The 25,140-nt window shown below is 63.9% G+C and carries 19 protein-coding genes; 16 read left to right on the forward strand and 3 right to left on the reverse strand.

From position 1 onward, the window contains the following. Nucleotides 1–6 precede the first annotated feature (6 nt). From QN219_RS27060 to QN219_RS27070, 3 genes are all read left to right on the forward strand, one after another. A complete protein-coding gene (locus QN219_RS27060) occupies nt 7–1,728 on the forward strand; it encodes a hypothetical protein (RefSeq protein ID WP_284003247.1) in 1,722 nt (573 codons plus the stop codon). 616 nt (nt 1,729–2,344) lie between these two features. Beyond that, nucleotides 2,345–3,049 (forward strand): GntR family transcriptional regulator, encoded by a 705-nt coding sequence (locus tag QN219_RS27065; RefSeq protein ID WP_173511858.1) that lies wholly within the window; start codon nt 2,345–2,347, stop codon nt 3,047–3,049. Nucleotides 3,050–3,167: 118 nt separating this feature from the next. Beyond that, nucleotides 3,168–4,130 carry a dihydrodipicolinate synthase family protein gene (locus QN219_RS27070; protein ID WP_284003248.1) on the forward strand — a complete coding sequence of 321 codons (963 nt, stop codon included), beginning with the start codon at nt 3,168–3,170 and terminating at the stop codon, nt 4,128–4,130. A 164-nt stretch (nt 4,131–4,294) separates the two neighbouring features. Here the strand turns inward: QN219_RS27070 and QN219_RS27075 are convergent, their stop codons facing one another. Next, the gene (locus QN219_RS27075) at nt 4,295–5,332 is read right to left on the reverse strand and encodes an Ldh family oxidoreductase (protein WP_284003249.1); all 1,038 of its coding nucleotides are present in this window, start codon (nt 5,330–5,332) and stop codon (nt 4,295–4,297) included. 137 nt (nt 5,333–5,469) lie between these two features. Here QN219_RS27075 and QN219_RS27080 point away from each other — a divergent pair, with 137 nt between their 5' ends. The 10 genes from QN219_RS27080 to QN219_RS27125 all read left to right on the forward strand — a co-directional run bounded on the left by QN219_RS27080 (nt 5,470) and on the right by QN219_RS27125 (nt 19,087). After that, on the forward strand, nt 5,470–6,987 hold the full coding sequence (locus QN219_RS27080) for an aldehyde dehydrogenase (NADP(+)) (protein WP_284003250.1): 1,518 nt from the start codon (nt 5,470–5,472) through the stop codon (nt 6,985–6,987). 183 nt (nt 6,988–7,170) lie between these two features. Continuing rightward, nucleotides 7,171–7,977, forward strand: a complete 807-nt coding sequence (locus QN219_RS27085; protein ID WP_284003252.1) for a transporter substrate-binding domain-containing protein — start codon at nt 7,171–7,173, stop codon at nt 7,975–7,977. 172 nt (nt 7,978–8,149) lie between these two features. Further along, nucleotides 8,150–8,815 carry an amino acid ABC transporter permease gene (locus QN219_RS27090; RefSeq protein WP_173511853.1) on the forward strand — a complete coding sequence of 222 codons (666 nt, stop codon included), beginning with the start codon at nt 8,150–8,152 and terminating at the stop codon, nt 8,813–8,815. A 10-nt stretch (nt 8,816–8,825) separates the two neighbouring features. Continuing rightward, nucleotides 8,826–9,476: an amino acid ABC transporter permease gene (locus tag QN219_RS27095; RefSeq protein WP_173511852.1), complete on the forward strand. Its 651-nt coding sequence runs from the start codon at nt 8,826–8,828 to the stop codon at nt 9,474–9,476. Beyond that, the gene (locus QN219_RS27100) at nt 9,469–10,191 is read left to right on the forward strand and encodes an amino acid ABC transporter ATP-binding protein (protein ID WP_284003254.1); all 723 of its coding nucleotides are present in this window, start codon (nt 9,469–9,471) and stop codon (nt 10,189–10,191) included. The genes QN219_RS27095 and QN219_RS27100 overlap by 8 nt, the downstream gene beginning before the upstream one ends. Before the next feature lie 7 nt (nt 10,192–10,198). After that, entirely contained in the window at nt 10,199–11,449 is a 1,251-nt protein-coding gene (locus tag QN219_RS27105) for an FAD-binding oxidoreductase (RefSeq protein WP_284003255.1), read from the forward strand. Between the two features lie 13 nt (nt 11,450–11,462). After that, a complete protein-coding gene (locus QN219_RS27110; RefSeq protein ID WP_284003256.1) occupies nt 11,463–12,464 on the forward strand; it encodes a 4-hydroxyproline epimerase in 1,002 nt (333 codons plus the stop codon). Continuing rightward, on the forward strand, nt 12,461–14,152 hold the full coding sequence (locus QN219_RS27115) for an aconitase X (RefSeq protein ID WP_284003257.1): 1,692 nt from the start codon (nt 12,461–12,463) through the stop codon (nt 14,150–14,152). Before QN219_RS27110 ends, QN219_RS27115 begins: the two co-directional genes overlap by 4 nt. 12 nt (nt 14,153–14,164) lie before the next feature. Beyond that, nucleotides 14,165–15,193 carry a trans-3-hydroxy-L-proline dehydratase gene (locus tag QN219_RS27120; protein WP_284003258.1) on the forward strand — a complete coding sequence of 343 codons (1,029 nt, stop codon included), beginning with the start codon at nt 14,165–14,167 and terminating at the stop codon, nt 15,191–15,193. A gap of 279 nt (nt 15,194–15,472) precedes the next feature. Next, nucleotides 15,473–19,087: a hydantoinase B/oxoprolinase family protein gene (locus tag QN219_RS27125; RefSeq protein WP_284003260.1), complete on the forward strand. Its 3,615-nt coding sequence runs from the start codon at nt 15,473–15,475 to the stop codon at nt 19,085–19,087. Here QN219_RS27125 and QN219_RS27130 read toward each other — a convergent pair. Then, nucleotides 19,072–20,025 carry a LysR family transcriptional regulator gene (locus QN219_RS27130; protein WP_284003261.1) on the reverse strand — a complete coding sequence of 318 codons (954 nt, stop codon included), beginning with the start codon at nt 20,023–20,025 and terminating at the stop codon, nt 19,072–19,074. The two genes, QN219_RS27125 and QN219_RS27130, sit on opposite strands and share 16 nt — an antisense overlap. Nucleotides 20,026–20,147: 122 nt before the next feature. Here QN219_RS27130 and QN219_RS27135 point away from each other — a divergent pair, with 122 nt between their 5' ends. Continuing rightward, nucleotides 20,148–20,759 (forward strand): glutathione S-transferase, encoded by a 612-nt coding sequence (locus tag QN219_RS27135; RefSeq protein WP_284003263.1) that lies wholly within the window; start codon nt 20,148–20,150, stop codon nt 20,757–20,759. A gap of 221 nt (nt 20,760–20,980) precedes the next feature. Then, nucleotides 20,981–21,925 (forward strand): pyridoxamine 5'-phosphate oxidase family protein, encoded by a 945-nt coding sequence (locus tag QN219_RS27140; protein WP_284003265.1) that lies wholly within the window; start codon nt 20,981–20,983, stop codon nt 21,923–21,925. Between the two features lie 81 nt (nt 21,926–22,006). On the opposite strand, the gene selD is transcribed toward QN219_RS27140, so the two are convergent. Then, the gene (selD, locus tag QN219_RS27145; protein WP_284003267.1) at nt 22,007–23,068 is read right to left on the reverse strand and encodes a selenide, water dikinase SelD; all 1,062 of its coding nucleotides are present in this window, start codon (nt 23,066–23,068) and stop codon (nt 22,007–22,009) included. Nucleotides 23,069–23,727: 659 nt separating this feature from the next. On the opposite strand from selD, the gene QN219_RS27150 reads away from it, so the two are divergent. Beyond that, nucleotides 23,728–25,140, forward strand: a 1,413-nt coding sequence (locus QN219_RS27150; protein WP_284003268.1) for a molybdopterin-dependent oxidoreductase, incomplete at its 3' end; no start/stop codon positions are given.

A 25,140-nucleotide genomic window follows, 5' to 3' on the forward strand; every position in this document is an offset into this window, starting at 1 on the left:
AAACAGATGAGAATGACCATGAAAACGCACCTTCTCTCCAGCGCCCTGTCGGCAGCAATTCTGATCGCCGCCGGCCCGACGCTTGCCCATGATGCGAAGTACCACCTGGCAAAGAACACGGAACTGAAACAGTTCGGCGGCAACCAGCTTCCGACGCCGGTTACCCATGGTGCACAAGTTCCTCTGTGGCCAAATCTAACCGGTCGTCGCTCCTCCGCCTCTACGGCGAGCGAAGAAGCGCAGCCCTATATCGATCAGGCGATGATGCTGAGTTTCGGGTTCAACCATGCCGAGGCTGCACGCAGCTTCAGGCAAGCACAGGAACTTGATCCATCTTGCGCGATTTGTTTCTGGGGCGAGGCGCTCGTGCTCGGCCCGAACATCAACGCACCGATGGATCCCGATGCAAATGCTGCGGCAATGGCGGCGGTGGCAAAGGCCACGGCCCTGGCGCCGAACGCATCTCCGCGTGAGCAGGCGTTGATCGCCGCCCTGGCCCGTCGCTACGCTCCAGATACCGACCGTGAAGCCCTCGACCAAGCCTATGCAGATGCCATGGCCGAAGTCGCGGGTAAGTTTCCGAACGACGACGATATTGCCGTTCTTTATGTAGAGGCGTTGATGGATCTCAGCCCCTGGGACTACTGGACCGACGGCGGCGCAAAGCCGAAGGGAAGGACTGCGGAGATCATCTCGACGCTTGAACGGGTACTGGCGCGCAACGCGAACCATGTCGGTGCGATACATCTCTACATCCATGCTGTCGAGGCCTCGACCACGCCCGAGCGGGCGGAGCCGCACGCCGATCGCCTGGCGAAGATGGAGATCGCTGCCGGTCATCTCGTTCACATGCCTTCTCACATCTACTACCGCGTCGGACGCTATGCGGATTCGCTTGCGGTCAACCGCCGTGCGGTCGCGACGGACGAGTCGTTCTTCAAGGCCGTGGCGCCCGAGGGGCTCTATGCAGGCGGCTACTATCCGCACAATATCCACTTCCTGCTGGTTTCGGCGCAAATGGCCGGCGACGGACCGACTGCAATCGAGGCGGCGCAGAAGCTCTCTGGGGTGATTTCGGACGAGCTTGCGCGCGCCGCACCTGCCTTCGTTCAGCCGATCAAGGCCGCGCCCCTCTTCGCGCATGCCCAGTTCAGCGATCCTGAAACGATCCTCGGGGTCGCGCGTCCCACTGGCGCCTTCCCTTTCGTTGACGCTGCCTGGCATTATATGCGCGGGGTCGCCCAGGCTGCGCGCGGTGACCTTGAGGCTGCTCGGGCCGAAGGGGCGGCGATTGCCGAGATCGCCCGATCGTCCGACTTGAGCGAGCTGGAGGCCGGCGGAATGCCCGCTGCCGACGTGTTGGAAATAGCCGGGCACGTCCTCACGGCGCGTATCGCCCAAGCGGCCGATGATTGGCCGGCTGCCGCCCGCGCATTCGCAGATGCCAAGAAAGTGGAGGATCTCCTTTCCTATATGGAGCCGCGCCATTGGTATTACCCGCTCGGGCAGTCGCTCGGGGCGGCGCTGCTCCGCGTCGGCGATCTCGATGGCGCGGAGAAGGCCTTCCTCGAGAGCCTCGATCTTGCTCCGAACAATGGCTGGGCATTGTTCGGCCTGAGCGAGGTCTATCGTGCACGCGGCGACGAGGCCCTGGTTGAAAAAACGACGCGTCGATGGCGCGAGGCCTGGGTCGGCAACACCTCGATGCTGCGGCTCGACCGGCTTTGACGGCCTGCGAAACGAGGGCGCGGCTTTGGCGGCTTCCTCCGGCAGATCCGTCACCACATCGCAAAAGGCTCGCCCTGCTCTTCCGGGGCGAGCATCGCTTTCGTGCCTGGATGTACTCGTTGATCTAATCGGCCGCAGCTTTGACGCGGTGTACGAACGTGCTCGGCCGGCTCCATAGATCACACCTGGGCGGTAGCAATGCTCGTGCCCCGATCGTTTCCTTGACGCGGCGTATCGGTCTGTCGCGCGGCACCATGAACTCACGGAAAACACGACTGACGCGGTGGTCTTTTGGTCGCACACGTGCCGATCGCGGGCCCGCATGGGAGGAGCCATCAAGATCGGAGCCGCGATATTGCCGGATGAACGGAAAAGCTAAGGCACGGGTCGTGCCAGCACCGGTGCCATGGCCAGAACACGTCGAGTCACGCTTCCGCAATCAGTCATGCAAGTCGCCGCTTGGTGAACGCCTCGGCGTAGGCGTCGAAGGACTCGCGCTTTGTGGCCACGAATGGCAAATATCCACTTCTTGTTGAGCTGCGCCATGCACCGCCCGGAAATTGTTGATCCCGTTGTCTGGGGAAAGTATTCCTTTTGTCGACAAGAGGATTTGCCAATGACCGACACCGACAACAATTCCCTCCCGGAACGCAAGCGGGGCTCCGGCGTGAAGATGGTCTATGACCTTCTTCGCGACGAGATCCTTGACCTTGTCTTGCCGCCCGGCAGCCCCATCGACGAGGTGCAACTGGCCGAGCGCTTCAAGCTCTCACGCACGCCGATCCGCGAGGCACTGGTGCGGCTGGCAGGAGAGGGGCTGATCGATACGTTGCCGAATCGATCGACGATGGTGTCGAACATCGATTTCCTCAACCTTCACACATTCTTCGAGGCGCTGGTGCTGATGTACCGGGTGACGACCCGGCTTGCGGCGCAAAACCACCGTCCGGAAGACCTGCCGGTCATCCGCGGCTTCCACGAAGATTATGCGGCGGCCGTCCAGTCGCGCGACGCGCTGGCCATGATCGCCACCAATGCAGCTTTTCACGCGGCAATCGCCGAGGCTGGACGCAACCCCTATTTCACCGGGCTGTTCCGCCGGTTGCTCGATGAAGGGCGGCGGATTCTCCGCCTCTATTACCAATCCTATGAGGAACAGTTCCCACAGCGCTTCGTCGACGAGCATGCGGAAATCATTGCGGCGATCGAAGCGCGCGATGTGGAGGCGGCCGATCGTCTCGGCAAGGCGCATGCCGAGCAGATCGTCGAGCAGGTGCAGAAACTGTTCACCCGAAACAACAAGCTCGACATTGACCTGTAGCGGCCTGTATTTTTCTTGTCGACAAATAAAATACAAGACGCTATTGTTCGCTTCAAAGGTACGGAAGCGGCACCAAAGCGCACGCCCCTGGCCCGCGACAAGACAAGAGGAGTTTCAAATGAAGGCGAAGATTTTCTCTGGCGTCATCCCCGCCTTGATGACCCCCTGCAAGGACGACCGCACCCCCGATTTCGACGCCCTCGTGCGCAAGGGGAAGGAGCTGATCGCGCAGGGCATGTCCGGCGTCGTCTATTGCGGCTCGATGGGTGATTGGCCGCTCCTGACCGACGCACAGCGCATGGAAGGCGTCGAGCGTTTGGTCAAGGCCGGCATCCCGGTCATTGTCGGCACCGGGGCCGTCAACACAGCGTCCGCCGTCGCCCATGCTGCCCACGCCCAGAAGGTCGGTGCCCAAGGCCTGATGGTCATCCCGCGCGTGCTTTCGCGTGGCTCGGTCGTCGTTGCCCAGAAGAACCACTTCAAGGCCATTCTCTCGGCCGCTCCGGATCTGCCGGCGGTCATCTACAACAGCCCCTATTATGGTTTCGCCACCCGCGCCGACCTGTTCTTCGCCCTGCGTGCTGAACATCCGAACCTCGTCGGTTTCAAGGAGTTCGGGGGCGCCGCCGACATGCGCTATGCGGCCGAGAACATTACCAGCCGTGACGATGGCGTTTCGCTGATGATCGGCGTCGACACAGCCGTGTTCCACGGTTTCGTCAACTGCGGCGCAACCGGCGCCATCACCGGCATCGGCTGCGTGCTGCCGAAGGAAGTCATCCATATGTGCAACCTGTCGCAGGCAGCCGCCGAAGGCGACGTCGATGCACGCCAGCGCGCACTGGAACTGGAGCAGGCGCTTGCCGTGCTTTCCTCCTTCGACGAAGGGCCGGATCTGGTTCTCTACTTCAAGTACATGATGGTGCTGAAGGGCGACAAGGAATACACGCTGCACTTCAACGAGACCGACGTGCTGTCGGAAAGCCAGCGCGGTTATGTCGAAGCGCAGTTCAAGCTCTTCAACACCTGGTATGCCGAGTGGAGCAAGCTCCCGGGCGCCGTACAGAAGTACAAAGCCTGATCGCCGCATCAGCCTGCAAAACAGAAGGCCCTCCGATCGGAGGGCCTTTTTCGTTGGTGGCTTCGATTTCGAAATCGATCATCGTGCAGCAATTCAAAATGCTACAGCGACCTTTACGCGTCCGATTGGACGCGTTGCGCAGTAGACGTGCAGACCGCCTTATCTTATGCGACGGCGTCCAGCCCAAGGGCGAGGAGCCGGTCGAGTTGGTCCATCTCGGCCTGTGTCAAGGTGACGCCCTCTGCCTCGGACTTGGCGCGCGCCATGAAGCGCCGCTGCGAGGGAAGGCGGGCGCCCTGACCCACGATCGCCTCGAACAGAACCTCCGCGCGGGCAAGAGGATTGCCCGGCCGTCCGGCCGCGAAGGCCTCCGGCGAGAAGGCGATGATGAGTTCGCCGTGGAACGGCGCCAAGGTGGTGGTGCCGAGGTAGTCAAGCACTTCGGGGCTCGTCAGGTCGCCGATCATAATGCCCGCGAGAAGCTCGATCATCGTTCCAATCGCCGAGCCCTTGTGGCCGCCGAACGGCAGCATGGCGCCGGCGAGCGCCGCTTCAGGATCGGTCGTCGGCTTGCCTTGCGCATCGATCGCCCAACCCTCCGGCAAGGGCTTGCCGGCTCGCCGGTGCAGCTCGATCTCGCCGCGCGCCGCGACCGAGGTGGCGAAGTCGAAGACGTAGGGCGGCTTGCCTTCGCGCGGCCAGCCGAAGGCGAAGGGATTGGTGCCGAGCAGCGGCTTGTTGCCGCCGGTCGGCGCCACGGTCGCATAGCTCGGGCACATGACGAGGCCGGCGAACCCCTCGCCCGTCAATCCTTCGACTTCAGGCCAAAGCGCCGAGAAATGCGTGCAATCATTGATGACGAGTGCGGCGAGGCCGAGCGCCCGGGCACGTTCGGCCAGGACCGGCAGGCCGAGTTCGAAGGCCGGGTTGGCGAAGCCGCCCTTGGCGTTCACCTTGACGATGGCCGAGCCCTCCTGCTTTTCGAGTTCCGGCACGGCGTCTGGCTTCACCTTGCCCGCCTTCACTGTTCGCAGAGCCCCTTCGATGCGATAGATACCGTGCGATTTGCAGGCGTCACGCTCGCCGGCGACGATGACGCGAGCAAGCGCCCCAGCTTGAACGCTATTGAGCCCCGCCTTGCGGAAGATCGCCTCGACGCGCTCGTGCAGAGCACTGATGGGAAGGGTTGTGGTTTCGCTCATGGCATTGCCTCCTGTCGCTACGGGCGGCGGAACGGTTGATGTTGTGCATACAAACAGTATACAAAGTTTCGACAAGTGCAATTCGTTCGCGGGTTGATCTTTGCCGAAGCACCGATTTTTTGAGAAAGGAACGTCAGATGGTCTTTACCCCAAAAGGAAAACACCTCGTCGCCGGCGAATGGCTCGACGGCGCGGGCACATTCGGCTCCGCCCCGGCCCACGGCCCGGTGCATCACTTTGCCATAGGCACCGTCGAACTGGTGAACCGGGCCTGCGAGGCGGCCGAGGAAGCCTTCTGGAGCTTTGGCTATTCCTCGCGGGCGGAGCGCGCGGCCTTCCTGCGCGCCATTGCGGACGAGATCGAAGCTCGTGCCGACGCTATCACCGAGATCGGCAGCCAGGAAACCGGCCTGCCCGAGGCCCGTCTGCAGGGTGAACGCGGCCGGACCACCGGACAGCTCCGGTTGTTCGCCGACCATATTGATAAGGGCGAGCACCTGGACCGCCGCTTCGACGCGGCGATGCCGGACCGCCAGCCGGCGCCGCGTCCGGAGATTCGGCTCATCCAGCGGCCGATCGGTCCGGTCGCCGTCTTCGGCGCCTCGAACTTCCCGCTCGCCTTCTCGACAGCCGGCGGCGACACCGCTGCCGCGCTTGCCGCAGGCTGCCCCGTGGTGGTGAAGGGCCATTCGGCGCATCCGGGCACCGGCGAAATCGTCGCCCAGGCAATCGAGGCAGCCATCCGCAAGACCGGCGTCCACCCCGGCGTGTTCTCGCTGATCCAGGGCGGTAGCCGCGAAGTCGGCCACGCCCTGGTGCAGCACCCACTGATCAAGGCCGTCGGCTTCACCGGTTCGCTGGCTGGTGGCCGTGCGCTCTTCGATCTCTGCGCCGCACGGCCCGAGCCGATCCCGTTCTTCGGCGAACTCGGCTCGGTCAACCCGATGTTCCTGCTGCCGGAAGCGCTGAACGCACGGGCGGAGACGCTCGGCCAAGGCTGGGCCGGTTCGCTGACCATGGGCGCCGGCCAATTCTGCACCAATCCCGGCATCGCCGTGGTCGTCGGTGGTGCTGCCGCGGACCGGTTTACGGCTGCCACTGTCGAGGCACTCGCCAAGGTCGCCCCGCAGACGATGCTGACCGACGGCATCGCCAAAGCCTATCATGACGGGCAGGCGCGCTTTGCCAGCCGCAACGCCGTCAAGCCGCTGCTCGTCACTCAGTCTTCCGATCGCACCGCCTCGCCCAATCTCTTCGAGACGACCGGCGCGCAGTTCCTCTCGGATCATGCGCTCGGCGAGGAGGTCTTCGGACCTCTGGGGCTCGTGGTCCGGGTAGGCTCGCTCGAAGAGATGGAGCAACTCGCGCGCGGGTTCGAGGGACAACTGACCGCGACCATCCACATGGATTCCACCGACCTTGACGCGGCGCGGCGCCTGCGCCCGGTACTTGAGCGCAAGTCGGGGCGGGTGCTGGTCAACGGCTTCCCGACCGGGGTTGAAGTGGTCGATTCCATGGTGCATGGAGGACCCTATCCCGCTTCGACCAATTTCGGGGCAACCAGTGTCGGCACCCTGTCAATTCGACGTTTCCTGCGTCCGGTGGCCTATCAGAACATGCCGGAAGGCCTGCTGCCGGAAGATTTCCTCGGCTGATCCAAACGGCGCGCAAGCAATAAAAGGAGCTTTTCCACAAGGGAAAGCTTCCTTTAATTGCGTCCGGGCGCGCGGCTATATACTTTTTGTATTTTTCTTGTATTTTTGCAATTGATTTGTGCGCTTCAATGCGAAATAGTCCGCCGCCGTAAGACGGCACACACCATTTCAGGGAGAGAGATAATGAAGACCTCGGTGCTCGCGTTCGGCCTCGTTGCGGCCACGGCTCTGACCAGCCCGGCCCATGCCGACAAACTTGATGACATCATCGGCTCGGGCACGCTGCGCTGTGCCGTGGTGCTCGACTTCCCGCCGATGGGTTCTCGCGACGAGAACAACAATCCGATCGGCTTCGACGTCGACTATTGCAACGACCTTGCCAAGGCACTCGGCGTAACGGCGGAGATCGTCGAAACCCCGTTCCCGGAGCGCATTCCCGCTCTCATGTCGGGCCGTGTTGACGTCGGCGTCGCCTCGACCTCGGACACGCTGGAGCGCGCCAAGACCGTTGGCATGACCATGCCGTACTTTGCCTTCGAAATGGCTGTCACCTCCAACGACAAGTCGGGCATCAAGTCCTTCGAAGACATGAAGGGCAAGGTCGTCGGCGCCACGGCAGGTACGTTCGAAGCGATCGCGCTGGAAAACCAGGTCAAGGCCTGGGGCGCCGGTGAGTTCCGCCCGTACCAGACGCAGGCTGACGTCTTCCTTGCGCTGAGCCAGGGGCAGATCGACGCCACCGTGTCGACCTCGACTGTCGCCCAGGCCAATGTGAAGACGGGCAAGTTCCCCGGCATCTCCGTGGTCGGCAAGGCACCGTTCGACACCGACTATGTGGCGCTCTTCACCAACCGCGAAGAATACGGCCTGATCAACTACCTCAACCTGTTCATCAATCAGCAGGTTCGCACCGGCCGCTACACGGAACTCTACGAAAAGTGGGTTGGCGGCGAGGTGCCGGAACTGACGGTCAACGGCGTCTATCGCTGATCACGCCGCTTCTCTTGCGGCGCGAGGCCTAGTGCATGCTCCTTGAATCGTAGCCGATTAAGGAAAAAACATGCAGCAATTCAAAGTGCTACAGCGTCCTTTGCGCGTCTCATAAGACGCGCGGCGCTGTAGCCTCGCGCCGCTATTCGTTTCCGAAGGGGTGAGACGAAAAATGTTCAGTTATACCTTCCATTGGAACCAGGCGCTGAAGGCCCTGCCGCAGATGCTCGATGGCGCGCTGATCACCTTGCAGGTGGCGCTGCTGTCGATGGTCATCGGCCTCGCGCTCGCGCTCGCGCTGACGGCCTGCCGCCTGTCCGGGAACCGCGTCCTTGGTGGCATTGCCGCGACCTGGGTTGAGATCGCCCGCAACACCCCGGCACTGTTCCAGATCTACATGGCCCATTTCGGCCTCGGCAATTTCGGCATCCATCTGAGCCCCTATACTGCGCTGCTCGTCGGGATAGCATTCAACAATGCCGGCTACCTTGCGGAGAATTTCCGCGGTGCGCTCAAGGCCATTCCGGACACCCAGACGCGCGCCGGTCGCTCGCTCGGGATGACCCCGGTGCAGGCCTTCCGCTACATCGTCCTGCCGCAGATGCTGCGCGTTGCATTCTTGCCCGCCACCAACCAGATGGTCTGGGCGATCCTGATGACGTCGCTCGGCGTCACCGTCGGCATGAATTCCGATCTCGCCGGCGTCACCCAGGAGTTGAACGCGCGGTCGTTCCGCACCTTTGAATTCTTCGCCCTTGCCGCGGTGATCTACTACGTCATCGCCAAGGCCGTGACGCTGGCGGCGCGTGCGCTCGCCTCGCGCCTGTTCCGCTACTGAGAGGTGAGAGATGTTCAATACCGCCCTCACCCTAAGTGATCTCGGCTTTCTCGCACAGGGTGCGTTGATGACGCTCGCGGTCACGGCCGTCTCGGTCGCGGCCGGCACCGTGCTCGGTGTCATCTTCGGCGTCGTGCGCAACCAGGTCGGTCCTTACTGGTCGGCGCCGCTCACCTTCCTGCTCGACGTCTTCCGCTCGGTGCCGCTGCTGATCCAGCTCGTCCTCGGCAATGCCTTCCAGTCGATCGCCAAGCTCGGCTGGCCTCCGTTCACGACGTCCTGCGTGGTGCTGTCGCTCTATACGGCCGCCTATTGCACCGAGATCGTGCGCGGCGGCATAGCCTCGGTGCCGCCGACGACACGGCGCTCCGCCCGATCGCTCGGCATGACCTGGTGGCAGGACATGCGCTACATCGTGGCGCCGCTTGCCACCCGCGTTTCGCTGCCGTCCTGGATCGGCCTGACGCTCGGTGTCATGAAGGACTCCGCGCTCGTGCTTTGGCTCGGGCTGATCGAACTGCTGCGCGCTTCGCAGGTGCTCGTCACCCGCCTGCAGGAACCGCTGCTCATCCTCATGATCTGCGGTGCCATCTACTTCCTTATCAGCTTCCCAATCGCCCGGCTCGGCGGTTATCTTGAAAAACGGTGGTCCAATGATTGAGATCCAGAACGTCCGCAAATCCTTCGGCTCGCTGGAGGTTCTCAAAGGCATCGACCTCACCGTCGAGAAGGGTGAAGTCGTGACGGTCATCGGCGGCTCCGGCTCCGGCAAATCGACGCTGCTCACCTGCATCAACGGCCTCGAGCCGATCGATGCGGGCCGCATCATGGTCGATGGTACCGAGGTCCACGCCAAGACGACCGACCTCAACAAACTGCGCCGCAAGATCGGCATCGTCTTTCAGCAGTGGAACGCCTTCCCGCACCTGTCCGTTCTCGAGAACGTCATGCTGGCGCCGCGCAAGGTCCTCGGCCTTTCCAAGGAGAAGGCCGAGGAGATTGCCGTCAAGCAGCTCACCCATGTCGGCCTCGGCGAGAAGCTCTCGGTCTATCCGACCCGCATGTCGGGCGGCCAGCAGCAGCGCATGGCAATCGCCCGCGCGCTCGCCATGTCGCCGGAATACATGCTGTTCGACGAAGTAACTTCGGCGCTCGATCCCCAGCTTGTCGGCGAAGTGCTCGATACGCTGCGCATGCTCGCCTCCGAGGGCATGACGATGATCTGCGTCACGCACGAGATGAAGTTCGCCCGCGAGGTGTCCGACCGGGTGGCATTCTTCCACAAGGGCGTAATGGCAGAGATTGCGCCGCCGGAAGCGCTCTTCGGTGCGCCGAAGGATCCCGAACTGCAGAAGTTCCTCGCAGCGACGCACTGAGGCGATCATGAAGGATGCAGCCCAGCCTGACGTCATCGTCATCGGCGCCGGCGTTGTCGGCCTTTCCGCCGCAATCGCGGTCCAGGCGCGGGGGCTTTCGGTCACCGTGCTCGACCGGGAAGGCCCCGCTGCCGGAGCCTCGGCCGGCAATGCCGGGGCTTTCGCCTTCACCGACATCCTGCCGCTCGCCTCGCCCGGTATCCTCAAGAAGGCGCCGAGGTGGCTGCTCGATCCGCTCGGGCCGCTGACCGTTCCGCCCGCCTACGCCGCACAGATCGCACCGTGGATGTTCCGCTTCTGGCGCGCCTGCTCGCCGAAGCGGGTGGCGCATTCGACGGCAGCACAAACGGCGATGATGGACCTGTCAAAGGCGGAGCTGGAGCCCTTCCTCGCGGCGACCGGAACCTTGCCGATGCTGCGCAAAGAGGGCAATCTTCAGGTCTATGAAAGCGAGGCAGAGCTGAAGGCTTCGCTGCCCGGCTGGAAGGCGCGGGCGGAGCACGGCATCGAGTTCCGTCACCTCGACGCCTCGGCCATGCGCGAGATCCAGCCCGGCCTTGCGCCGCGCTTCACTAATGGGACCTTCACGCCCGGCTGGTACTCGATCGCCGATCCGAAGCTCTACACGCTGGCACTTGCGGACCATTTCCGCGCCCAAGGCGGTGCGATCGAACGCGCCGAGATCGCGGCACTGCGACCGGTGGAGGGCGGGGTCGAATTGACGGCGGCGGACGGCAAGACGCGGCGCGCCCGCCACGTGGTGCTTGCGGCCGGCGCCTTCTCGCACCGTATCGCCCGCACCCTTGGCGAGCGCATTCCGCTCGAGACCGAGCGCGGTTACAATACCACGCTTCCCTCGAACGCCTTCGATCTGCGGACCCAGGTCACCTTCGGCGGCCACGGCTTCGTCGTCACGCGGCTTTCGACCGGCATCAGGGTCGGCGGCGCCGTGGAACTCGGTGGCTTGAAGTTGCCGCCGAACTTCCGACGCGCGGAAGCCATGCTGAAGAAGGCGCAGACCTTCCTGCCGGGGCTGAAAAGCGAAGGTGGCGTGCAATGGATGGGCTTCCGTCCGTCGCTGCCCGACAGCCTGCCGGCGATCGGCCGCGCCCGCGCCACGCCGCATGTGATCTACGCCTTCGGTCACGGTCACCTCGGCCTGACGCAATCGGCGGGGACCGCCCGGCTCGTCGCCGATCTCCTGACCGGCCAGAGGCCGGCCATCGACATTCAATCCTTCTCGCCACAAAGATTCTGACAGGGCACCGACCATGGCCACCTACACCTTCTCCTGCATCGACGGTCACACCTGCGGCAATCCGGTCCGCCTCGTTTGCGGCGGCGGGCCAAGACTGGAGGGGGCCAACATGCTGGAGAAGCGCGCCCACTTCCTCAGGGAATTCGACTGGATCCGCACGGGCCTGATGTTCGAGCCGCGCGGGCACGACATGATGTCGGGTTCGATCCTCTATCCACCGACGCGACCGGACTGCGACGTCGCGGTGCTCTTCATCGAGACCTCCGGCTGCCTGCCGATGTGCGGTCACGGCACGATCGGTACCATCACCATGGCGATCGAGAACGGGCTGATCACCCCGCGCGAACCCGGCAAGCTGTCGATCGACGCACCGGCCGGCAAGGTGGACATCACCTATCACCAGGAGGGCCGGTTCGTCGAGGAGGTACGCCTGACCAACGTGCCCGGGTTTCTCTACGCCGAGGGATTGACCGCCGAAGTCGAGGGCCTGGGCGAAATCGTCGTCGACGTTGCCTATGGCGGCAACTTTTATGCCATCGTCGAGCCGCAAAAGAATTTCCGCGACATGGCCGACCATACGGCCGGCGAACTCGTCGGCTGGAGCCCGAAGCTGCGCGCGGCATTGAACGCCAAATATGAATTCGTCCACCCCGAGCATCCGGAGATCCGGGGCCTCAGCCACATTCAGTGGACGGGCACGCCGACGCAGGCTGAGGCGCATGCGCGCAACGCCGTGTTCTACGGCGAAAAGGCCATCGACCGTTCGCCCTGCGGTACGGGCACGTCGGCGCGCATGGCGCAGCTCGCCGCCAGGGGCAAGCTCAAGGTAGGCGACGAGTTCGTGCATGAATCGATCATCGGCTCACTGTTCAAGGGCCGCGTCGAGGCCGCGACCAAGGTCGCAGACCGCGATGCCATCATTCCTTCCATCGCCGGATGGGCGCGGATGACCGGCATCAACACGATCTTCATCGACGACCGCGACCCCTTTGCTCATGGCTTTGTCGTAAAATGACCCGATCGATCTCCGCTCGCAGCATTCTCACCGGCACTGCCCGTGGCCCGATCGTCGCCACCATGGAGGCGCTGAGCTTCTGGGGCGGGGTCGATCCGGCGACTGGCCGGGTGATCGATGTGCACCACCCGCTGCACGGCAACTGTCTGACCGGCGGCATCCTGCTGATGCCGTCGAGCCGCGGCTCCTGCACCGGCTCGGGCGTACTGCTCGACCTCGCGCTGACGGGTCGAGCCCCGGCCGCGCTGGTATTCTGCGAAGCCGAGGACGTCCTGACCCTCGGCGCGCTGATCGCCGCCGAAATGTTCGGCAAGCCGCTGCCGGTATTGCGGGTCTCCCGCAAGGCCTTTGAAGCGCTTTCGCAAGCAAAGACAGCTCGGATCAGCGACACAGCGATCGAGGCGGATGGCCTGACGATCATGGTCGAACCACCGGCCACGGCTGCGCTCGACCTTTCCAAGGCTGATCGCGCCATGCTGGATGGCCGCGACGGCGTCGCGGTCCAGCAGGCGATGCGCATTATCTGCGCCATGGCGGCACAGCAGGGGGCAGAAGGACTCGTGGACGTGGTGCAGGGCCATATTGACGGCTGCATCTATGCGAGCCCAGCCAACCTGACCTTCGCCGAGAAGATGGCGGAGATGGGTGCTGAGGTCCGGATGCCGACGACCATGAACGCCATTTCGGTCGACCGCGCCAATTGGCAGGCGCAGGGCGTGCCGGCCGCCTTCGGCGACCCGGCGGCGCGACTGGCCGACGCCTATGTCCGCATGGGCTGCCGTCCGACCTTCACCTGTTCGCCCTATCTGCTCAACAGTGCACCACGCGCCGGCGAATCCATCGCCTGGGCAGAATCCAATGCCGTGATCTTCGCCAATAGCGCTCTCGGCGCGCGGACGGCGAAGCATCCCGATTTTCTCGACCTTTGCATCGCGCTGACCGGACGTGCACCGCGTTCCGGCGTCTACCTGGACGAACATAGGAAGGCCCGACGGGTGATCGACGTCGACCTGCCGGAAGGCGTAGACGACGCTTTCTGGCCGCTGGTCGGTTACCTTGCCGGTCGCGCTGCGCCGGATCGTATACCGCTCCTGCGCGGGCTCGCCGCAGGGCAGCCCACGCGCGACGATCTCAAGGCGCTCTGCGCCGCGTTCGGCACCACCTCCGCCGCGCCGATGCTGCATGTGGAGGGCATCACGCCCGAGGCGGACGGCGCGGCGGCCGAAGACGCCGACCACGTAACGATCACCCGTGCCGACATGGCCGCAGCCTGGTCGAGCTTGAACGACGGACCGGACGAAGTGGAACTCGTCGCCATCGGCAGCCCGCATGCCTCGCTCGGCGAATGTCGCGCGCTGGCCGATGCGCTCGGCGGGCGCAAGCGGCACCCCGAGGTCGCGGTGATCGTCACGGCCGCGCACCAGATCATCGCCGAGGCGCGCAGCGAGGGTACGCTCGCCCGGCTCGAGATGAGCGGCGTGCAGGTTCTGCCGGATCTCTGCTGGTGCTCGATTTCCGAGCCGGTATTCCCGACCAAAACCCGCGCGCTGATTACCAATTCGGGCAAATACGCCCATTACGGTCCCGGTCTCTCCGGCCGCACCGTGCGCTTCGGCAGCCTCGCCGACTGCATCACCGCGGCTCTGACCGGGCGCGTCCCGGCACGGCTGCCAGATTGGTTATCCTGAAAGGAGTTCGCGATGCGCAGCACGAAAACCATTCATGTCATCTCCGCCCACGCCGAAGGCGAGGTGGGTGATGTCATCGTCGGCGGCGCTGCGCCTCCGCCGGGCGAGACGATCTGGGAACAGAGCCGCTGGATCGCCCGCGACCAGACGTTGCGCAACTTCGTCCTCAACGAACCGCGCGGCGGTGTCTTCCGCCACGTCAATCTGCTGGTTCCGCCAAAGCACCCGGAGGCCGATGCCGCCTTCATCATCATGGAACCGGAAGACACGCCGCCCATGTCCGGTTCGAATTCGATCTGCGTCTCCACGGTGCTCCTCGACAGCGGCATCCTCCCGATGCAGGAGCCGGTGACGGAGATCACGCTCGAAGCGCCGGGCGGTCTCGTGCGCGTCCGTGCCGAATGCCGCAACGGCAAGGCCGAACGCATCTTCGTGCAGAACCTGCCGAGCTTCGCGGAGCGGCTGGACGCAAAGCTTGAGGTCGAAGGCCTCGGCACGCGGACCGTCGACACCGCCTATGGCGGCGACAGCTTCGTCATCGTCGATGCTGCCGCAATGGGCTTCAGCCTCAAGCCGGACGAGGCCCATGATATCGCTCGCCTGGGCGTGCGGATCACCAATGCCGCCAATGCGCAGTTCGGCTTTCACCACCCCGAAAATCCCGACTGGCGGCATTTCTCCTTCTGTCTCTTCGCGGGTCCCGTGGAGCGGACGGCGGAGGGCCTGCGTACCGGAGCGGCCGTCGCCATCCAGCCGGGCAAAGTCGACCGCTCGCCCACCGGCACGGCGCTTTCGGCACGCATGGCCGTGTTACACGCCCGCCGCGAGATGGGACCGGAGGACAGGCTGACGGCTGTATCGCTGATAGGCTCGACCTTCACGGGCCGTATCGTCGGCACCACCGAGGTCGGCGGCCGACCGGCGATCCTGCCGGAAATCTCGGGCCGCGCCTGGATCACCGGCGTTCATCAGCATATGCTCGATCCTTCGGATCCCTGGCCCGAGGGTTACCGGCTGACCGACACCTGGGGCGCTCGCTGAGCCGGTTCGATCGCCGCAGGGAGAGACGGACAGCGGACGCTGCCGAATCCGCAAGGCACGGATCGATCGCGCGGGGACCGACAGGGGCAGGCTTCTCGGCTATCGCTGGGCCCATCCCGGCCGCGGTCTGGCCGAGCGCAACAACGGCGCCGACCGCTTCCCTGCCGCTGAATGACGAATGTGAAGTGCTTCCTCGCCTTATCGCGATTTCGGATTGATCTTGAGCATCGTATCCGCTTTCAGTGACCTGAAAGCGGATACGGCAAGCGAGGGATGAAGATGAGCAGAACCTGGACCTGGGACTTCTGGGTGGATCGTGGCGGCACCTTCACCGACGTCATCGGCCGCGACCCCAAGGGCGCGCTCCACGCGCTGAAGGTTCTCTCCGAAAATCCCGAGGCTTACCGCGACGCGGCGGTGCATGGCATCCGGCAGCTTCTCGGGCTTCCGGCGGGCGAACCTATACCGGCCGGCCTGATCGGCGAGGTGCGGATGGGAACGACCGTCGCCACCAACGCGCTTCTCGAACGCAAGGGCGAGCGGCTGGCCCTGATCACCACGCGCGGCTTCCGCGATGCGCTGAGGATCGGCTACCAGGAACGCAAGAAGATTTTTGCGACCGAAATCATCAAGCCGGAGGCGCTCTACCAGGACATCGTGGAACTCGAAGAGCGCGTGCTCGCGGACGGAACGATCGAGCGGCCGATGAGCGAGGATGAAGCGCGGTGTGCGCTCGAAGACCTGAAGGCGAAGGGTTATGGGGCGATCGCCATCGTCCTCATGCACGCCTACAAATACCCCGAGCACGAGGCGCTGGTGGCACGGCTGGCTCGTGCGATGGGTTTCGAGCAGGTCTCGGTCAGCCACGAGGTATCGCCGCTCGTCAAATATGTCGGCCGCGGCGATACCACCGTCATCGACGCCTATCTCTCGCCGGTGCTGAGCCGCTATGTGGCGCAGGTCTCGCAGGAACTCGACGTCGGGCGCTCCGGTGCTCGCATCATGTTCATGATGTCGTCAGGCGGCCTGACGGCGGCGGACATGTTCCAAGGCAAGGATGCCATCCTTTCCGGTCCGGCCGGCGGCGTCGTCGGCCTTGCGAGGACCGGAGAGGCGGCGGGTTTCGATCGCATCATCGGTTTCGACATGGGCGGAACCTCGACCGACGTCGCCCATTTCGACGGCGAGTACGAGCGCGCCTTCGAGACCGAGGTCGCTGGCGTGCGCGTGCGGGCGCCGATGATGCTGATCCACACGGTCGCCGCCGGCGGCGGCTCGATCCTCCATTTCGACGGCGAGCGTTTTCGCGTCGGCCCGGATTCGGCCGGTGCCAATCCGGGACCAGCCTGCTACCGCAACGGCGGACCGCTCGCCGTGACCGACGCCAATGTGATGCTCGGCAAGCTGATGCCGGAATTCTTTCCGGCGTTGTTCGGACCGGAGCAGAACCTGCCGCTCGATGTCGCGACGGTGCGGGCGCGTTTTGCCGAACTCGCGGCCGAAATCGGCGATGGGCGCAGCCCCGAAGAGGTCGCCGACGGCTTTATCCGCATTGCGGTCGCCAACATGGTCGAAGCGATCAAGAAGATCTCCGTCCAGCGCGGCTATGATGTGACGCGCTATGCGCTGAACTGCTTCGGCGGCGCTGGCGGCCAGCACGCCTGCCTGGTCGCCGATGCGCTCGGCATGACGAGCATTCTCCTGCATCCGATGTCGGGCCTCTTGTCTGCCTATGGCATGGGCCTCGCCGATATCCGAGCCACCCGGCAGAAAGCGCTTGGCGTCGCCCTCGACGATGCGGCGCCGGCTGCGCTCGCCGCTCTCGGCGCTGAACTGCAATCCGAGTGCCTCGACGAACTCCAGGCGCAGGGTATCGTCCGCGAGCGCACGCGCACCCATCTGCGCGCCCACATCCGCTATGCCGGCACGGACACGGTTCTCGCCGTCGAAGCGAGCTTCCCGAAGCAGGACGATGCGACGCGGCTGCGCGCCGAATTCGAGCGCCTGCACAAGCGCCGCTTCGGCTTCATCGCCGAGAACAAGCCGCTGGTGATCGATGCGGTTGAGGTCGAGACGGTCGGCGGCGGTGCGGCGCAGATGGAAGCGGACGGCCTTGCCGTCACCTCCGGTGCGCCTGATCTCGGACGGCGAACCCGCTTCTATTCGCAAGGTGCGTTCCACGACGCGCCGGTGGTGCTGCGCTCCGAGATCGAGCCGGGGCAACGGCTGGCAGGGCCGGCGATCATCATCGAAGCCAACCAGACGATCGTAGTGGAAGACGGCTGGCAGGCGGAGCTGACGGCGAAGGATCATATCGTCCTCACGCGCATCAAGCCGCTGCCGGCGCGCACCGCCATCGGCACCCGGGCCGATCCTGTCATGCTGGAGATCTTCAACAATCTCTTCATGTCGATCGCCGAACAGATGGGCGTCACGCTGCAGAACACCGCCTACTCGGTCAACATCAAGGAACGGCTCGACTTTTCCTGCGCGGTCTTCGACAACAACGGCAATCTCGTCGCCAACGCGCCGCACATGCCGGTGCATCTCGGTTCGATGGATGCTTCCGTCGCGACCGCGATCCGCGAAAACCCGGTCATCCATCCGGGCGACGTGTTCCTGATCAATGCGCCCTATAATGGCGGCACGCACCTGCCGGACCTGACGGTCTGCACACCGGTCTTCGACGATGCCGGCCGCGAGATCCGCTTCTGGGTCGCAAGCCGCGGCCACCACGCGGATATCGGCGGCATCTCGCCGGGATCGATGTCGCCGCTTGCGACCAATATCGAGGAGGAAGGCGTCTATATCGACAACTTCAAGCTGATCGACCGCGGCCGCTTCTGCGAGGAGGAGTTGGAGAAGCTTCTCAACGGCGCGCGCTATCCGGTGCGCAACATCCTGCAGAACGTCAACGACCTGAAGGCGCAGGTCGCCGCCAATGAAAAGGGCGTGGCCGAGCTCAGGAAGATGATCGCCCAGTTCGGCGAGGAGGTGGTCGAGGCCTATATGGGGCACGTCCAGGACAATGCGGCCGAGAGCGTGCGTCGCGTGCTCGACCAGTTGCGCGACGGCGCGTTCTCCTACGAAATGGACCAGGGCTGCCGGATCGTCGTGAAGATCTCCGTCGATCGCGAAAGCCGAGAGGCGACGGTAGATTTTACCGGCACGTCGGAGCAGCGCTCGGACAATTTCAACGCGCCGGCGCCGGTGACGCGCGCGGCGGTACTCTATGTGTTCCGGGTGCTGGTCGAGGCCGATATTCCGATGAATGCCGGCTGCTTGCGCCCGATCCGTATCATTATCCCTGAAGGCACGATGCTGACGCCACGTTATCCGGCGGCGGTGGTCGCCGGCAATGTCGAGGTCAGCCAGGCGGTGACCAATTGCCTGTTCGGCGCCGTCGAGGCACAGGCGGCCGCGCAAGGCACGATGAACAACCTGACCTTCGGCAATGCGAACTACCAGTATTACGAAACGATCTGCTCGGGCGCGCCCGCGGGTCCCGGCTATAACGGCGCCGACGCTGTCCACACCCATATGACCAATTCGCGGCTCACGGATCCCGAAATTCTCGAAACGCGGTTCCCGGTGGTGCTGGAGGATTTCCATGTCCGCGAAGGTTCCGGCGGCCGCGGAAAGTGGTTGGCCGGCAATGGCACCAAGCGCACCATCCGCGCCCGCGAACGGCTGGATTTCGCCATCCTTTCCGGCCACCGCCGCGTCGCGCCCTTCGGGTTGAAGGGCGGAGAGCCGGGCGAACTCGGCCGCAACAGTGTTCGGCGCAATGACGGCCGTATCGAGGAACTGCCGGGTTGCGCCCACACGGTTCTGGAAGCCGGCGAGGCCTTCACCGTCGTGACGCCGACCGGCGGCGGCTATGGAAAGGCGTGAGGCGGACTGCCGGTCCTTGCCTGCCTCGACTCTTTTGGAGCGGCATTCACGCCCGCGCGGCGCCGTAGGCGCTCGGCCGCGAAATCCACGAACGCACGAACGCGGGCGGAAACCATGCGCCCCTCCGCGTGCACGATGTGGATCGGCACCGGCTCGCGCTCGTAGTCGGCAAGCACCACCTTGAGCCGGCCGGCCTCTATCTCCGGCGCCACCTGGTACGACTGAAAGCGCGACAGTCCCCAACCGGCGACCGCGGCAGAAATGGCCGCGTCATTGGTGTTGACGATGAGACGGGCGCTGATCGGAACGCGAATGCTGCTGTCACGGCCGAAGAGCCATTCCGAATGGCCGAAAAGACCCTCCCGGCCGATGACGCGGTGTTGAGCAAGATCCTGCGGTTCCGTCGGCTCGCCGAAGCGGGCGAAATAATCCGGCGAGCCGCAGAGGACCTGCCTGACCGAACCGACGCGGCGAGCGATGAGGCCCGAGGCGGGAAGCGCGGCGATGCGCACGGCGACATCCAACCCTTCCTCGACCAGATTGGTCACCCGGTCGACGAAGACGGTCTTCACCTGCATGGCAGGGTAGTGATCGAGAAAATCGAGGACAACGGGGAGGACGTGGATGCGCCCAAAAAGGGCTGGCGCCGTCACCGTGAGCAATCCCGCCGGGTGCGTGAAGCTGCCTGCCGCATTGGCCTCCGCCTCGGCAATCTCCGCCAGAATGCGCCGGCAATCGGCCGCGTAGCCTTCGCCCGCCGCCGTCAGCTTCAGCGAACGGGTCGTGCGGACGAGCAGCCGCGTGCCGATCATCTCCTCCAGCCTCGCAATCGCCCGCGTCACCGATGGCGGGCTTAGGTGCAGTATCTTGGCGGCAGGCGCAAACCCGCCGCTTTCCACCACCTGCACGAAGATCCGCATTGCCTGCCAGCGATCCATCGCCTTCCCGCTTTCGCACATTATTGCGTTCAGTGAAATTGTCTAATGCCTTTCTGGGTGCTTATCAACTTCTCGGTTAACAATCATTCTGGTGCCGTTCTTCTCTTCTCCACGAGGCAAACATGAAGCTCTACCATCATCCGCTGTCCGGCCATGCGCATCGCGCCCGGCTCTTTCTCTCGCTGATCGGAATCGAGCACGAGCTCGTGTTCGTCGATCTCGCCAGGAAGGAGCACAAGGAGCCGCAGTTCCTCGCGCTCAACCCCTTCGCTCAGGTTCCGGTGCTTGATGACGACGGCGCGATCATTTCGGATTCCAACGCCATCCTGGTCTATCTTGCGAAGAAGGCGGGACGCACGGACTGGCTGCCCGAAGACCCCGGGGGTGCGGCCGCCGTTCAGCGCTGGCTTTCGGTCGCCGCCGGCCAGATCGCCCATGGCCCGGCGCAGGCGCGCCTCATCAACGTGTTCAAGGCGCCCTATCGGCCGGAAGAGGTCATTCCCCGCGCTCACGCGATCCTGACGCTGATCGAGGCGGCGCTTGCGGGCCGGAGCTGGATCGCTGCCGACCGGCCGACTATCGCCGATGTCGCGCTTTACAGCTACGTGGCAAGCGCGCCGGAAGGCGACGTTGATCTTCAGCCCTATGCCAACATCCGCGCCTGGCTGGGTCGCATCGAGGCGCTGCCGGGCTTTGTCGATTTCCAGAAGACACCCGTCGGTCTGGTAGCCTAGCGCATCGGCCCGAAAATCGGACCCGATTTTCGGAAAGCACGATGCGTAGGTTCAAAGAGTTACAGCGTCCTTTGTGCGTCCTTAAGGACACACGGCGCTGTACAGCGGGATGAGGAAAAGTGTGCGCGGTTTTCCGCCCGCATCACGCTCTAACTTATTAGAATCGATCACGTTTATGATTTTGGTCGGTTCGACCCATCGTGATCTAGGGAGCCGCAATCATGGACAGTCCCCCTTTCGATCCTTCGCCCTGGCATGCGGGCGAGCTTGCGCTGCAGAGGCGGTTCGGTGTGGAAGCACGCATGGACGAGATCGGTCGCCGGGTTCTGCGCGATCATCTGATCGACCAGCACCGCGAATTCTATCCTCTCCTGCCGATGGTAGTGCTGGGGGCGGTCGACCAGACCGGCGACGTTTGGGCGACGCTCCGGGCGGGGCGCCCCGGCTTCCTTAATGCACCGGACGCCCACCGGCTCACCGTCGAGCTCGCCAGAGAGCCGGCGGACCCGGCCGAGGCGGGCATGGAGGATGGCGCCTCGCTCGCTCTCCTCGGCATCGATCTGTCCACGCGCCGGCGTAACCGGCTTAACGGCACCCTCAGCCGACACGCGCGAGGGTTCGATCTGAAAGTCGGCCAGAGCTTCGGCAACTGCCCGAAATACATCCAGCTCCGCCAGGTGCAGTTCGTGCGCGATCCGTCGGAGCCGCCGGCGGTGCCCCCCACCTGGAGTTCAGAGCTCGACGCACCCGCCCGCGCCCTGATACGGCAAGCGGACGCCTTCTTCGTAGCGACCTATGCGGACCTTCCCGCCGGCCGGCAGGTGGACGTTTCCCATCGCGGCGGCCGCGCGGGATTCGTCGATGTCGGCGAAGACGGCTGGTTAACGATCCCGGATTTCGTCGGCAACCGCTTCTTCAACACGCTCGGCAATATCGCGCTTAATCCGCGCGCCGGGCTGGTCTTCCCGGACTTCTCGACGGGTGGCCTGCTGCAGATGACCGGCGCGGCCGAGCTCATGTTCGACCACCCCGCCAAGCCTCTCGAAGGGGCGGAGCGCTACTGGCATTTCCGCCCGCGCCGCATCGTCTGGCGGCCGGACGCGCTGCCGATCCGCTACGATTTTGCCGAATGGTCACCCTTCGCGCTCGCTACCGGCACCTGGTAGCGTGCCCTCTAAGCCGTGGGCGATCGTCGCCGTCTTGGCGAGCATCGTCGATACCGAGCAATATTTCTCGACAAGACGCGGTCAGGCCGTGACGCGCAGGCCCGGTTCGCCTTCCTCGACCGCGCCGATGATCCGCGCTGCGGGATAGCCTGCGGCCACGATCTCTTCGAGCAGCGCGTCCGCCTGATCGGCTCGGCATGATACGAGCAGGCCGCCGGAGGTCTGGGGATCGGTGAGGATGTGGCGCCGCCAGATCGAAAGATCGTCCGGCAAGGCGACGTCCATGCCGTAGCTTGCCCAGTTACGATGCGATGCGCCGGTCACGAAGCCTTGCTCTGCGAGTTCGGAGCAATGGGAAAAGAGCGCAATGGCGTCGGCATCGATCGCTATCCGCTTGTTCGACCCTCGCGCCATCTCGAGTGCGTGGCCGAGAATGCCGAAACCGGTGACATCGGTGACTGCATGGACGTGAGAATGTTTGGCGAGCTCGGCGCCGATGCGGTTAAGAAGCGTCGTCGAGGCTATGAGTTCGGCATAGGCATCCGCTGGCAGCGCGCCCTTCTTGAACGCCGCCGAATAGATCCCGACACCCAGCGCTTTCGTCAGGATCAGCGCGTCACCGGCCTCTGCGCCGCTGTTGCGCCTGATATTGGCAGTTGAGCCCGTGCCGATCACCGCCAGTCCGTAGATCGGCTCGGGGGAATCGATCGAGTGGCCGCCGGCGACGGGAATGCCGGCCTCGGCGCAGATCGCGCTGCCGCCCTTCAGGATCTCCCGCACCATTTCGGCCGGCATCTTGTCGATCGGCATGCCGAGAATGGCGAGCGCCATGATCGGTTTTCCGCCCATGGCATAGACGTCGGATATGGCGTTGGCTGCGGCGATCCTGCCGAAGTCGAAGGGGTCATCGACCATCGGCATGAAGAAATCGGTGGTGGCGATCACGCAGGTCTCATCGTCGAGCTGCCAGACGGCGGCATCGTCGCCAGTCTCGGTGCCGACGAGCAGCCGGGCGAAAGACCCGCCCGCAGGCTGATCGGCAAGCAGCTGCTGCAGGACCGAAGGCGCCAGCTTGCAGCCGCAGCCGCCGCCGTGGGCAAGCGCGGTCAGGCGGAACGGGGGTGTTGCAGTGGAACTGTCCATAGCGGCCTCCTACTGCATGTTTCCTTAAGTCGTATTCGATAAGGATAAAAACATGCAGCGATTCAAAGTGCTACAGCGACATTTATGCGTCTGAGAAGACGCACGGCGCTGGAAGGCTTCACAAAAAACCGCCCGCGAGGCGGCGCTCCGTCAGACGAAATTGCGGTCGATATGCCGGCGCGGAATTGCCATGCGGTGGGCATGGGTTCGAACGCTACAGGAAATGAGATGGGCGCAGGGCGTACCGGCTCGCCCTTTCCGGCGGCGGCCCAAAGCGACAGTTGGTGCGCAATGCCCCGAACCTCGGGAGCGGCGTGCAAGCCCATAGTGTTATTATGGTTGATCCGAGTGAGAGCGTCAATTTGCCGGGGAACACCCGCCAGCAACGGTCAAATGGGTTCACGGAGATGTGAGAGAAACCGCTCGACCGCCGATGCTCCCGATTGTGTCCGCTGCGGTTAATACACGCTCGCACCAATTTAGATGTAAGTTGGATATCATATTCTGGATTTGGAGTTCTTATCGATTTGACAATAGGATAGGGAGGATTAAGATTTAAACTTGCAACGCCGATTTTACGTCTTTCTTGTCAAAAGGCGGACCCAAATTCTCCGGCACGCCCCTTGTCGGCAAGGCCGGTTTCAGGGAGGTGTCATGCTATGAACATGGAACTCTCGCGGCGCCAATTCCTGGGCGCCGTCGGTGCCGGGGCGGCGGCCACGGCGCTCGGATCATTAGGCTTCGGTGAAATCGAAGCCGCGCATGCCGAAGCGATCCGCGCCTTCAAGCTCGTGAGCACGACCGAAACCCGCAACACCTGTCCCTACTGTTCCGTCGCCTGCGGCGTGATCATGTATTCGAAGGGTGACCGGACGAAGGGCGAGAAGGCGGAAATCATCCATATCGAGGGTGACACCGATCATCCGACCAATCGCGGCACGCTCTGTCCGAAGGGCGCGGCGCTGCTCGATTTCGTCAAGTCCGAAACGCGGCTGAAATATCCGATGATCCGCAAGCCCGGTTCGGACAAGTTCGAGCGGGTTAGCTGGGATGAGGCCCTCGATCGGATCGTCCGGCTGATGAAGGACGACCGCGACGCCAATTTCGTCGAGAGAAACGAGGCGGGCGTGCCGGTGAACCGGTGGACGACGACCGGCTTCCTTGCGGCCTCCGCGACAACGAACGAAACGGCGTGGGAAACCTACAAGGTCGTCCGCAGCGCCGGGATGCTGGTCTTCGACAACCAAGCGCGTGTCTGACACGGCCCTACGGTAGCCAGTTTGGCTCCAACATTCGGCCGCGGCGCAATGACCAACTCCTGGACGGACATCAAGAACACCGACCTCGTGGTCATCATGGGCGGCAATGCCGCCGAAGCGCATCCTTGCGGGTTCAAGTGGGTCACGGAGGCGAAGGCCAATCGCGGCGCGAAGCTGATTGTGGTCGATCCGCGCTTTACCCGGTCTGCGTCGGTAGCCGATCTTTATGCACCGATCCGCCAGGGTACGGATATCGCCTTCCTCCTTGGCGTCATCAACCAGTGCATCCAGAACGACAAGGTGCAGTGGGACTATGTCAAGGCGTTCACCAATGCCAGCTACATCGTCAAGGACGGCTTTGAGTACAAGGACGGGCTGTTCACGGGCTATGACGAGGCAAAGCGCGACTACGACAAGTCGACCTGGGACTATGACATCGGCCCCGACGGCTACGCCGTCGTCGATGAGACGCTGGCGAACCCACGTTGCGTATGGAACCTGCTGAAGCAGCATGTCTCCGTCTACACGCCTGAAATGGTGGAGCGCATATGCGGCACGCCGAAGGACAAGTTCCTGAAGGTGGCCGAAATGATCGCGGAATGTTCGTCGCCGACCAAGGTGATGACCTCGATGTATGCGCTCGGCTGGACGCAGCATTCCAAGGGTTCGCAGAACATCCGCGCCATGGCGATGCTGCAGCTGATCCTCGGCAATATCGGCTTGCGCGGCGGCGGCATGAATGCGCTGCGTGGCCATTCGAACATTCAGGGCCTGACCGACATCGGCCTGATGTCGAACCTGCTGCCCGGCTAC

This window comes from Sinorhizobium sp. 8-89 (assembly GCF_030124325.1).
In the GTDB taxonomy this organism is placed as follows: domain Bacteria; phylum Pseudomonadota; class Alphaproteobacteria; order Rhizobiales; family Rhizobiaceae; genus Sinorhizobium.